Annotated in this window: 9 protein-coding genes; 6 read left to right on the top strand and 3 right to left on the bottom strand. The window is 67.0% G+C overall.

The window, feature by feature from the left end; genetic code table 11:
* Positions 1 to 494: 494 nt before the first annotated feature.
* Both H9X80_RS06005 and H9X80_RS06000 read right to left on the bottom strand, forming a co-directional pair.
* On the bottom strand, positions 495 to 1,676 hold the full coding sequence (locus H9X80_RS06005) for a hypothetical protein (RefSeq protein ID WP_204793438.1): 1,182 nt from the start codon (positions 1,674 to 1,676) through the stop codon (positions 495 to 497).
* Positions 1,673 to 2,023, bottom strand: coding sequence for a PadR family transcriptional regulator (locus H9X80_RS06000; RefSeq protein WP_204793437.1), 351 nt, complete (start codon positions 2,021 to 2,023; stop codon positions 1,673 to 1,675). Before H9X80_RS06000 ends, H9X80_RS06005 begins: the two co-directional genes overlap by 4 nt.
* 228 nt (positions 2,024 to 2,251) lie before the next feature.
* Here H9X80_RS06000 and murI point away from each other — a divergent pair, with 228 nt between their 5' ends.
* Positions 2,252 to 3,034, top strand: coding sequence for a glutamate racemase (gene murI, locus H9X80_RS05995; protein WP_342590880.1), 783 nt, complete (start codon positions 2,252 to 2,254; stop codon positions 3,032 to 3,034).
* A 169-nt stretch (positions 3,035 to 3,203) separates the two neighbouring features.
* Here the strand turns inward: murI and H9X80_RS05990 are convergent, their stop codons facing one another.
* Complete coding sequence (locus tag H9X80_RS05990) at positions 3,204 to 4,088, bottom strand: DegV family protein (protein ID WP_204793435.1); 885 nt, start codon at positions 4,086 to 4,088, stop codon at positions 3,204 to 3,206.
* An 87-nt stretch (positions 4,089 to 4,175) separates the two neighbouring features.
* Here H9X80_RS05990 and H9X80_RS05985 point away from each other — a divergent pair, with 87 nt between their 5' ends.
* The 5 genes from H9X80_RS05985 (at position 4,176) to H9X80_RS05965 (ending at position 12,245) form a co-directional block, all read left to right on the top strand.
* Complete coding sequence (locus H9X80_RS05985) at positions 4,176 to 5,897, top strand: M3 family oligoendopeptidase (RefSeq protein ID WP_204793434.1); 1,722 nt, start codon at positions 4,176 to 4,178, stop codon at positions 5,895 to 5,897.
* Between the two features lie 77 nt (positions 5,898 to 5,974).
* The gene (locus H9X80_RS05980) at positions 5,975 to 6,505 is read left to right on the top strand and encodes a hypothetical protein (protein ID WP_204793433.1); all 531 of its coding nucleotides are present in this window, start codon (positions 5,975 to 5,977) and stop codon (positions 6,503 to 6,505) included.
* Between the two features lie 604 nt (positions 6,506 to 7,109).
* Positions 7,110 to 9,356, top strand: coding sequence for an ABC transporter substrate-binding protein (locus tag H9X80_RS05975; RefSeq protein WP_204793432.1), 2,247 nt, complete (start codon positions 7,110 to 7,112; stop codon positions 9,354 to 9,356).
* 223 nt (positions 9,357 to 9,579) lie between these two features.
* Entirely contained in the window at positions 9,580 to 10,566 is a 987-nt protein-coding gene (locus H9X80_RS05970) for an ABC transporter permease (protein ID WP_087351700.1), read from the top strand.
* 17 nt (positions 10,567 to 10,583) lie between these two features.
* On the top strand, positions 10,584 to 12,245 hold the full coding sequence (locus tag H9X80_RS05965) for an ABC transporter permease (protein WP_204793431.1): 1,662 nt from the start codon (positions 10,584 to 10,586) through the stop codon (positions 12,243 to 12,245).
* The last annotated feature ends 18 nt before the right edge of the window (positions 12,246 to 12,263 follow it).

The following is a 12,263-nucleotide window of genomic DNA, read 5'->3' as shown; positions in this document are numbered from 1 at the left end:
GCCGTGGTGGGGGGGAGCCGTGGTGGGGCGGCTGCTTACGAACTTGCGGCCGTTGCGGGTGGCGGCGGTGAGGTGCTTGTAAATGTGAGGCTCGTGCGTGCGGCACCGCTCAGACTGCTTACGAATTCACGGCTGTTGCACGTGGTGGCCGCCGGGGCGCTTTCAAAAGCGGGACTGTTTCGCCCCACACGTTCTTCTCGGCGAGAAGAACCTGGGTTTTGCAGGCGTCTGCGGGGTCGCTGAGCGTGTTGCCCGCGTTTTTTTAAGCGCTGAGGGCGCCGGTGCCGTAACGGTCGCAAATTCGTAAGCGTGCCTGCCGCCGCTGATTGCATCAGTCGAGATTATGTAAGCGCTGCAGTGCCCGGTGCTCGCGCTGTCCGGGATTTTGTAAGCGCTGCAGTGCTCGGTGCCCGTGCTGTCCGGGCTTTTGTAAGCGTCCGCGCCGCCGCCTGCAACAGTGGCGCCCGACCGGGGGCCGGGCGCCGTGCGTTGTGCTAGTCGATCTCAGCGCGGTCCCAGATGCGGTCGTAGGTGCGCTTGAGGGAGAGCTGGGAGCGCAGGTCGCCCCAGGTCCCGTCCGTGAGGCGCCCGGAGGTGAGCTCGGTGCCGAGGACCGCCTCGACGTCGGCGCGACGGAACATGAGGGCGTCCACGTTGAGCTCGCCGTCCTCGGCGTCGGTCTCGCGGATCGTGACGCGCACGGAGTCGGCCGAGCCGATGGCGGCAAGCAGCGTCGTCGCATCGTAGGTGACGGCGCGTTCGACGGCGTCGTCGTCCGTGCGCGCCACGCGGTCGTCCTCGACCCAGGCGTACTCGAGGGTGATGACGTTGCCGCTGCGGTCACTGACGTCGGTCCCCGCGCTCATGAGGTGCTCGGAGAGCGGCAGGCCGCCCGCGATCTGGGCGAGGGTCTCGCTCGAGACGGGCCACGCGGCGTCGGCGTAGGCCGAAAGCGGGGCGGGGTCGTACGCGTTGATCGCCTGGTCAAGGCCGTCGGTCGTGAGGGTGGCGTCGCCGGTCGCGCCGGTGCTGGTCTGGCTTTGCGCGCCGCTCTGGCCGCCGCTCGGCGCCTGGCCTTGCGCGTCGCCCTGCGGCGTCGTGGCCTGGTCGTCGGTGACGGGGCTCGTGGCGTCGCCGCCCATCGCGCTTGCGTCGCTGCCGCCCGTCGTGTCGTCGACGGGCGTCGTGACCGCGGAGTCCTGGCGCGCCGCCCGGTCGGGCTCCGCCAGCTCGGCGGCTATCCCAAACGCCGCGGAGCCCAGGATCGCCACGCCGACCACCGCGGCCACCACCACGGCCGCAATCTTGCCGCCGCTCCAGCGCCGTCGCGCGCTCGCCGCGGTGGCGCCACCGGGCGGGACGGGGACGTCGGGAGGGGGCACGCGACCGTCGTCGCTGCCGCCCGCGTCCGCGGGCCGCGGCACCACCTGGGTGGCCTCCGCTGCTGCCGCGTCCTTCTCGCCCCGTGCGCTTATGACGTCCTCCACGCTCGTCACCGCCTCGCAGGTCCTGCGATACGCCTCGTCGGCGTCCATGCCCTCCAGGAGGTAGTCCTCGTAGCGGGCGATGAGGTTGCCGTAGATCTCCTCCTTGAGCTCGATGGTCTCGGCGTCAAGGGTGCGTCCCTGGAACAGGCGCTCGACGTACATCCTGATGTCGTTGGTCCGGTCGCTCATTTGCTGCCTCCTGTCTGTCTGAGAAGTCTGTCGATGACGGTGCGCGCGCGCACCCAGCGCGCCGTGGCGGCCTTGAGCTCGCCCTTGCCTGCCTCGGTGATGTGGTAGTACTTGCGGCGCGCGCCCTGGGACTCGCTGCCCCAGTAGCTCTCCACGAAGCCCTGCGCCTCGAGGCGCTTGAGGCTCGTGTAGAGCGATGGCTCCTTCATCTCGTAGGCGCCCTTGCTCGCGCTGGCCACGTCCTTCAAGATCTCGTATCCGTACGAGTCTCCGCTGGTGAGCGTGTTGAGCACGATAGCGTCGATGTTGCCCCGGATGAGGTCGCTCTCTGCGTCCCTTCCCGCCATGGTCACCTCCTCATGTCTCGGTTGACTGTAGTGTACCCACAATTACTATGTGTGTCGATATACCCTGCGAGAGAAATAACTGTGAGTGGCAATAATGTCGCCGCGAGCGGCGCAGCGAGCCAAAAGGGGCCCGTCCCCATCCAGGCGACGGGTCAAAAGGACCCCGTCCCCACGCACCTTGTGGCATGCGGTATGCTGGTCGGGCAGGCGGCGGCAGGGAGGTTCAGCGTGGACGAGCGGCGCGACGGCTTCGTGGGGGTCATGGACTCCGGCGTCGGCGGTATCAGCGTGCTGCGCGCGCTGGTCGCCGAGCTCCCGCACGAGGACTTTCACTTCTTCGGCGACTCGGCCCACGCCCCCTACGGCGAGAAGGACGAGGCCCAGGTCCTCGCCCTCACCAGCAACGTGGTCGAGCGCTTTCTGTCCGAGGGGGCCAAGGCCATCGTGATCGCGTGCAACACGGCGACCTCGGTGGCGGCCGCCACGCTGCGCGCGGCCCACCCCGACGTGCCGATCGTGGGCATCGAGCCCGCGCTCAAGCCGGCGGCAAAGGCCTTCCCGCACGGGAGGATCCTCGTCATGGCAACCGAGGTGACGCTGCGTCTGGACAAGTACCACGAGCTCGCGCGCGCCTGGGGCGGCCAGTGCGAGGTCGTGCCCGTGCCGTGCCCGGGGCTCGCCGGGCGCATCGAGCGCGGGGACCTGGACGCGCCCGATCTGCTGGAGATGCTCGAGGGGCTCGTGGGCGGCTACGCCGGGGCGGTCGACGCCGTGGTGCTGGGCTGCACGCACTACCCGTTCGTGCGCGCCCAGATCGCATGGGTGCTCGGGCCGGGCGTGCGCTTCTTCGACGGCGGCGCGGGTACGGCCCGCCAGCTGCGCGCCCGCCTCACGGAGGAGGGCCTGCTCGCCGAGGGCCGGCAGCGCGCCGGCCGGGTGGAGCTCGCCAGCAGCCTGAGCACGCCCGAGGAGATCGCCCTCTACCAGAGGTTCTTCTCGCTTCCGCTGTAGCTGCGGCGAAGTTGGGCGGCGGGACCGTTTGGCGGCGGCGTCAGGCGGCGTTGGGGCGCGGGGCCGACGCCGCCGCAAGGCCCCGCGCACAAGAAGGGCGCACGCCCCGAAGGACGTGCGCCCCGAAGTTACGCAGCCAAAGTCGGCGGCCCGTCCGCCGTAGCACGCGCTATGCGCGCTTCTTCCCCCAGAAGAAGAGGGCCACGGTGCCCGGGCCGGTGTGGACGCCGATCGTGGCGCCGATGTCAAAGATCTCCACCTTGCCGTCAAGGTGGGGGAAGGTCGCCTCGACCTGGCGCGCCACCTCGCGTGCGTCGTCCAGGCACTCGCTCTGGCTGATGAAGCACTTGCCGGAGTAGTCGAGCCCGCCGTCGGCCAGCTCAACCATCTTCTCCACGATGCGCTTCTGCGCCTTGGCCTTGGTGCGGATCTTCTCCTTCACGGCCAGCGAGCCGTCCGGCGCCACGTCCATGACCGGGCAGATCTTGAGCATGCCGCCCACGAGGCCGGCCGCCTTGGAGATGCGCCCGCCGCGGATGAAGAACGTGAGGTCGGACGAGAAGAACCAGTGCTGGACCTCGCCCTTGTGCTCGTTGGCCCAGTCGACGAGCTCGGCGGCGCCCATGCCGTCGTCGCGCAGGTCGGCGAGCTTGTCCATGAGCAGGCCGTAGCCGGAGGAGGCGGCCAGCGAGTCCACCACGTAGACGCGCTGCTGCGGGTACTTCTCGGCAAGCTGGTCGCGCGCGGCGCAGGCGGAGTTGTAGGTGCCGGAGATTCCGGAGGACAGCGTCACGTGCACGACGTCGAGCCCCTTGGCCAGGAACTGCTCGAAGTGCGCCATGTAGTCGCCGGCGCTGATCTGGGAGGTCTTGGCGTCGGCGCCCGCGAGCATCTTGGCGTAGAGCTCGGCGGGGGAGTTGGTGGCCCCGAAGTCGTCCTTGCAGGGCCTGCCGTCGAGGAAGTAGTTGAAGAGGAGGTACTTGATGTCGCGCCGCTCAAGCCACTCGTGCGTGAGGTCGGCAGTGGAGCAGCAGCTGAGAACGTAGCCAGGCATGGACTCTCCTTGGACGGGGTACAATACCGACTCGAATCATAGCCGAAAGCCGTCGACGGGTGCCCCGTCGCGCGGAAGGGGGAAACCATGGCAGACGAGAAGAGCCTCAGCTTCAAGGACATGCCCTACGAGCGTCCGGACCTCGTGGCCGTGAAGGCCCGCTACGAGGAGCTCGCCCGTGCGCTGGAGGGCGCCGGCTCCTTCGAGGAGGCCGACGCCGCCTTCGTCGAGAAGGACCAGCTGGACCGCCACGTCCAGACGCTCGCCGAGCTCGTCTACATCCGTCACACCATCGACACGCGCGACGAGTTCTACGACGCCGAGTCCTCCTTCTGGGACGTGGCCCAGCCCGAGCTCGCGCAGGCCGACGACGCCTTCAAGGCGGCCCTGCTCTCCACGCCCTACCGCGCACGTCTTGCCGAGAAGTACGGCGAGCTGATCTTTGCCCAGGCGGAGCAGGAGCGCCGGACCTTCTCGCCCGAGATCGTCGAGGACATGAAGCGCGAGAACGCCCTCACGCAGGAGTACGTGAAGCTGCTGGCCTCCGCGCAGATCCCGTTTGAGGGCGGCACCTACACGCTCTCGCAGCTCACGCCGTTCAAGCGCTCCGCCGACGACGCCACGCGCCTCGCCGCGTGGAAGGCCGAGGGCGCCTGGTACAAGGAGCAGCAGCCCCAGCTCGACCGCATCTACGACGACCTCGTCCACGTGCGCGACGCCATGGGCAGAAAGCTCGGGCACGAGAACTACATCCCGCTCGGCTACGACCGCATGGGCCGCCTCTCCTACGGCCGCGAGGACGTGGAGCGCTTCCGCGAGGCCGTCGTGGCCCACGTGGTGCCCCTGGCCGACAAGATCTACCGCGCGCAGGCCGAGCGCCTGAGCGTGGAGTACCCGCTCTCCTTTGCGGACGAGACGCTCAGCTTCCGCTCCGGCAACCCCACGCCGCGCGGCACCGCCGAGGACGTGCTCGAGGCCGGGCGCACCTTCTACCGCGCGCTCTCCCCGGAGACGGGCTCCTTCTTTGACATGATGCTCGACCGCGGCCTCATGGACGTGCTCTCCACCGAGGGCAAGGCCGGCGGCGGCTACATGACGATGATCCCGGACTATGACGTGCCCTTCATCTTTGCCAACTTCAACGGCACCCAGGGCGACGTCGAGGTGGTCACCCACGAGGCCGGCCACGCCTTCTCCTACTACATGAACACGGACAAGGTGCCCGTCTCGCTCTGCATGCCCACCTCCGAGGCCTGCGAGGTCCACTCCATGTCCATGGAGTTCATGGCCTGGCCGTGGGCCGAGGAGTTCTTCGGAGAGGACGCGCGCAAGTACCGCTACGCGCACCTGGCCGGCGCCATCACGTTCATCCCGTACGGCACGATGGTCGACCACTTCCAGCACGAGGTCTACGAGCACCCCGAGATGACCCCGGCCGAGCGCCACGCCACCTGGAAGCGCCTGCTCGGCGTCTACATGCCGTGGATGCGCCTGGACGGCGAGATCCCCTTCTACGCCGATGGCGAGGGCTGGCAGCGCCAGCACCACATCTACGAGAACCCCTTCTACTACATCGACTACTGCCTCGCGCAGACGGTGGCGCTCGAGTTCTGGGCGATGTCGCAGGACGACTTCAAGGGTGCCTGGGACCACTACATGGCCTACACGCGCCAGGGCGGCACGCGCGCCTTCACGGACCTGCTGGCCCACGCGGGTCTCCAGAGCCCCTTCGACGAGGGCTGCCTCAAGGGCATCTGCGAGCGGGCCACGGCCTGGCTCGAGTCCTACGACCTCACCGGCATCGAGTAACAGGACGGGGGGCGGCCCCTCGCATCGTCGAGACGGGGGGCCGTCCCTTCGCATCACTGAAGGGCGGCGAGAAGAACGTGCGTAAGAAGGAGCGCGAGCGCCTCAAGGACTTCCAGCGCGGCGAGGACGGCCACTACGTCTACGCTGGTGACCACGTGCGCCTGGTGGGCGCCGACCGGCGTCGCCTGCTCGCCGTGCTCTGGGGCTCGTGCGGCGTGGCGCTCCTTGCCTCCGCGGTGGCGGGCGTAGCCAACCCGGGCGGCCTCTCGGGCTGCCCGTACGTGGTGATGCCGTACATGTGCCAGCTCGTGGCCCTGGTGAGCGTGGTCTGGGGGCTCGGCCGGCTCACCGTGGCGCTGCGCGACGCGGCGGGCGGGCGCGTGCGTGCCTACGTGCGCGACGAGACCGCCGGCGCCCTGCCGCTGCGCAGCGCCATCGCGATCGGGTGCGCGCTCGTGGCGGCCGTCGGCGAGGTGGTGTTTCTTGCCACGGGCGGGACGGCGGTGGCCCCGGCCGAGATCGCGCTTCTGGCCTGCGAGGTCGTGGTGGTGGTCGCGCTCGTGGCCCTGCGCGCGGCGGTCCGCACCGCCGAGTGGGAGGGCGCGTGAGCGAGTCGCGGCAGCGAGGCGAGCTCGCCTGAACTCACGTTCTTCTCGCCAGAAGCGTGACTTTCGGCGAGTCAGATGGATGCACCTCGCTGAAAGTCACGGTTCGGGGCCTGAAAGCGTGACTTTCAGCGAGTCGTGCCTGACTGGCTCGTTTAAATTAACGGTTTAGAGCGGAGAAGCGTGACATTCGACGAGGCGAGAAGAACCAGCTCGCTTGAAGTCACGCTCTCAGGTCACGTCTCAAGTCACGCTCTCAGGCCGTGCCCTCAGGCGGTCGCGTCTTCAGGCCGTGCTCGTAGGCCCCACGCTCCCGGGCTGCGTCTTGGGCTCTGTCCGGCCGTTATGTCGCGCGCCCTGGTCGGTCCTGCGTGGCGGAGGGCATGGTACCTGAAATCGAATACCAGTCGCTTCGAAACAAGGCTGAAACTGTAACCTCTCTGTGAACGGAGCAGCCGCGCGCGCCTTCGGTGGATTACCAAACCGTAACATGGCCTACCGTGAGTATGGATGCTCCATATCCACTGCCTGGCTCTACCCGGGCGTTCGCTGGGGAGCGGCGTCCGGTCACAACGTTCCCACTTACGGGAGGAAAGGTAGGGAAAAGATGCTCGTTACCAGAAGGAAGATGCTCGGGCTCTCCGCAGCCACCATGGGTGCGCTGGCCCTCGCCGCCTGCAACAACGGCGGTGGCTCCACCACCGACGAGGGCGGCAGCTCCGACAAGGCGCTCGTCGTCGCGACCTCCGGCCTCGAGGGCAAGTTCTGCCCGCTGTTCAACGCCTCCGCGGCCGACCAGGACGTCGTGAGCTTCAACAACGTCGCGCTCCTCATCACCGACCGCATGGCCGAGCCGATCTACAAGGGCATCGACGGCGAGACCAAGGAGTACAACGGCACCGAGTACACCTACAACGGCCCCGCCAACGTCACGCTGACCGAGCAGGCTGACGGCACCGTCACCTACGACGTCCAGATCCGTGACGACCTCAAGTTCCACGACGGCACCCCGATGACCATCGACGACGTCATCTTCACGCTCTACGCCTACGTGGACCCGACCTACGACGGCTCCGCCACCCTCTACTCCAACGACATCCAGGGCCTCGCCGAGTACCGCTCCGGCATGTCCACGCTGGCCTCGCTCATCGGCAACGCCGGCCGTGACAACACCGACTTCACCTACTTCACCCAGGAGCAGCAGGACGCCTTCTGGGCGGCCGTCGACGACGGCGGCACCAAGTTCGCCCAGGAGATCGTCGACTACTGCACCGAGAACGCCGGCGCCACCGACGTCGCCTCCGCTGCCGCGGCCTGGAACTACCCCGACCTGCCGGCCGACGCCACCGCCACCGACTTCTTCGAGGCCATCGGCGCCGCCTACGACTGGAACTTCGCCGCGTGCGAGGCCGAGACCGCCGGCACCGCCCTCTCCGAGCTCATCCCCGAGGACGTCTACAACATGGGCTCCCAGGGCGTCGAGACCGGTGACGCCGCCGCCAACATCTCCGGTATCGTCCGCAACGACGACTACTCGATGACGATCACCACCAACGGCATCGACGCCACGATGATCTACCAGCTCTCCCTCGCGCCGTGCTGCAAGAGCTACTACGGCGACCCCGACCTCTACGACTACGAGAACAACTCCTTCGGCTTCCCGAAGGGCGACCTCTCCATTGCCCGCAGCCACAACGGCTCCCCGATGGGCTCCGGCGCCTTCAAGTTCGACGACTACACCAACGGCACCGTGCACCTCTCCGCCAACGCCGACTACTACAAGGGCGCCCCGAAGGTCTCCAACCTCAACGTCGTGGAGTCCCAGGAGGCCGACCTAATCACCGGCGTCCAGGCCGGCACGCTCGACGTTGCCGCCCCGTCCTACTCCATGGAGGTCGCCGACCAGATCACCGAGATCAACGGCGGCGAGGGCGTCACCGGCTCCGTCATCTCCACCTTCCTGCACGACTACCGCGGCTACGGCTACGTTGCCGCCGCCGCCAACAAGGTGTGCGTCAACAACGAGCCCGGCTCCGACGCCTCCAAGGCCCTGCGCAAGGCCCTCTTCACCGTCATCGCGGCCTACCGTGACTCCGGCATCGCCTCCTACTACGGTGACACCGCCTCGGTTCTCAACTACCCGATCTCCACGTCGTCCTGGGCGTCCCCGAACGTCACCGACCCGGGCTACCAGGTCTGCTACTCAACCGACGCCTCCGGCAACCCGCTCTACACCGACGGCATGAGCGACGACGACAAGTACGCCGCCGCCCTCGAGGGTGCCCTCACCTGGTTCGAGGCCGCCGGCTTCACCGTGGCTGACGGTCAGGTCACCGCCGCCCCGGCTGGCGCCAAGCTCGAGTACCAGTGCAACGTCGGTGCCGGTGGCCAGGGCGACCACCCGACGTTCATGATCCTCCAGGAGGCCGCCGACGCCTTCGCGCAGATCGGCATCACCTTCACGGTCAACGACATCGCCAACGCGTCTGACCTCTTCGCCTCCTACCAGTCCAACCAGGCCGAGCTGTGGTGCGCCGCCTGGCAGTCCACGGCCGACCCGGACATGTACCAGCTCTACCACAGCAACGGCTCCACGAACTACTACATGATCGACGACGCTGACCTCGACGAGCTCATCGAGGCCGGCCGCCAGAGCCTCGACACCGAGAGCCGCAAGACCATCTACAAGGAGGCCATGGACATCATCCTCGACTGGGGCGTCGAGCTTCCGGTGTACCAGCGCTCCGAGTGCACGATCTTCTCGACCGAGCGTGTCAACATCGACTCCGTCGTCAAGGACCAGACCCCGTACTGGGGCTGGAAGGACGAGATCGAGAAGCTCGAGCTCAAGTAGTTTTTCTGTCCCAATTTGACCGTGTTGGGAGCGGCAGCCGCGCGCTGCCGCTCCCGGCGGTTTGAATCGTGGTATTTTTTTACGGTTCGGCTTTTGCGGTTCGACATGTCAGCTTCAGAGACCTTCTTCCCGTGTTGGGGGATGGACCTGCGCTCCCTGCGCAGGAAAGAGGTCTTTGACGTCTCGCCCCGAGGGGCGGGCAGAGTGAGAGGAGTGAGGGGGCGTGAGGACCTACATCGCCAAGCGCGTTGGCATCTCGGTGATCATCCTGTTCTGCGTGACCTTCATCATCTACGGCCTTATGCGCTCGCTGCCGTCTTCGTTCGTTGAGACGATGGCCATGCAGCTTTCCCAGGCGCCCGGAGCCAAGTCGTTCGACGAGTGGATGACCCAGCTCAACGCTCAGTACGGCCTCGACAAGGACATCTTCACGGGCTACGTCACCTGGCTCGCCGACTTCATGACGGGCAACTTCGGCGACTCCTGGAAGTGGAACGTGCCGGTGCTGACCGAGTTCCAGAACACCATCGGCATCTCCTTCGTCATGGGTGGCATCGCCTTCGTGGCCTCCACCATCATCGCCGTGCCGCTTGGCATCTTCGCCGCCACGCACCAGTACTCCAAGTCCGACTACATCATCTCCGCCGTGGCGCTCGCGGGCATCTCGCTGCCCACGTTCTTCTTCGCCACCCTGCTTAAGCTGATCTTCTCGGTCAACCTCGGGTGGTTCGATCTCTACGGCCTCATGGGTCGAGACTTCAACCAGCTTGACGCCGTCGGCCAGGCGCTCGACATCGTGAACCACATGATCATGCCGTGCGTGACCCTCACGGTCATCCAGATCGGCTCGCTCATGCGCTACACCCGCACCAACATGCTCGAGGTCCTCAACGCCGACTACATCCGCACGGCGCGCACCAAGGGCCTGCCCGAGAGCAAGGTCATCTACAAGCACGCCTTCCGCAACACCCTCATCCCGCTCGTGACCATCATCGGCGGCTCGCTGCCCGGCCTCTTCTCCGGCGCGCTGATCACCGAGACCCTCTTCATGATCCCGGGAACGGGCTACACCTCCTACCAGTCGATGACGGCCGGAGACATCCCCTACACGATGTTCTTCCTCACGTTCATCGCCATCATCACGCTTCTCTCCAACCTCCTGACCGACATCCTGTACGCGGTGGTCGACCCCCGCGTGCGCATCTCCTAGGAAGGCGGGTGTAACTCATGAGTGACAACAAGAACGGCATGCCCGCCGAGAAGAGCAACGAGCAGGAGTACTCCCTCAACGATGACCGCCGCGTCAGGGTCCTGTCCCCCGGCGCCCTTATCGCCAAGCGCTTCTTCCGTAACCGCCTGGCCGTGGTCGGCCTCGTCATCCTCGTGGTGATGTTCCTCTTCTCGTTCGTCGGTGGCCTCGTGAGCCCCTACGGCCAGGACGAGACGTTCAACACCACCACGCAGCTCAACACGCAGTACGCCGGCATCACCGAGACCACCTCGCGCCGCTATGTCGCTGCCCCCGACGCCGACTTCGGCGCGCTCGTGCAGTCGAGCGCCAACAGCGCCATCGCCGAGGGCGCGTCGAGCTTCGAGCGCGACGGCGTCACCTACACGATCGACCAGCCTGTCGAGGGCGTCTACACCTTCAGCACGGGCGGTGAGGTCGTGGCCTACGCCTCCACCAACCTCGTAAGCGTCCCGAGCGGCGCCGAGACCCCCTCGTTCGACTTCCAGCTCGCCGCGGTGACCGCCGTCGCCGAGGTCACCAGCCACGCCGCGGACGCCACGGCTGCCGAGGGCGACGCCGCGAGCGGCGAGGAGGCACCGGCCGAGGGTGAGACCGTCGACGCCGACCAGACCCAGATCGACACGCTCGGCACCTTCGAGTACGGTGGCCAGAGCTACTCGGTCAACGAGGTCGGAGACGTGACCGACGCCTCCGGTACCGTCGTGGCCGCCGTGAGCCCGTTCGCCATCTCCTCCGCCGACGGCAACACGCAGATTCCCGACGACCTGCGCGCCGCGCTTCTCGCCGCCGTCGAGACCGACGCCTCCGAGGTCACCTACACCGCCGAGGACGGCTCCGAGCACACCTACAGCATCTCCTACGATGCCTACAGCTCCGTCTACAACGTGACCGAGACCACCACCAACACGGTCTACGACCGCTACGCGAGCCCGTCCGCCGAGCACTGGCTCGGCACCGACGGCAACGGCATGGACATGCTCACGCGCCTCATGTACGGCGGCCGCGTCTCGCTGATCATCGGCTTCATCGTCGTCTTTATCGCCGCCGGCCTGGGCGTCATCATGGGCGGCATCTCCGGCTACTTCGGCGGCTGGGTCGACAACCTCATCATGCGCATCGTCGACGTGTTCTACTGCCTGCCCTCGATGCCGATCATCATCATCCTCGGCTCCGCGATGGACTCGCTGCGCCTGGACTCCTGGACGCGCATGATCTACCTGATGCTCGTGCTCGGCTTCCTGTCGTGGCCCTCGATCGCGCGTCTCGTGCGCGGCCAGATCCTCTCGCTGCGCGAGCAGGAGTTCATGCTCGCCACCGAGGCCACGGGCATCTCGGTCCCGCACCGCATCATCCGTCACCTCATCCCCAACGTCATGCCGCAGCTGATCGTGTCCTGCACCATGAGCCTCGGCTCCACGATCATCACCGAGGCCACGCTCTCGTTCCTCGGCCTGGGCGTCAAGTTCCCGTTCGCCTCCTGGGGCAACATCATCTCCGACGTCAACAACGCCTACGTCATGACCAACTACTGGTTCATCTGGATTCCCGCCGGCATCTGCCTGCTGCTCGCGGTTCTCGGCTTCAACTTCGTCGGCGACGGCCTGCGCGACGCCTTCGACCCGAAGATGAACCGCTAGGGCAGAGAGGAGCAGCCA

It is taken from the genome of Olsenella profusa, assembly GCF_016900315.1.
Classification (GTDB): Bacteria; Actinomycetota; Coriobacteriia; order Coriobacteriales; family Atopobiaceae; genus Thermophilibacter; species Thermophilibacter profusus_A.
The sequence above is the reverse complement of the archived record's forward strand: the minus strand, read 5'-3'. Positions and strand labels throughout refer to the sequence as shown.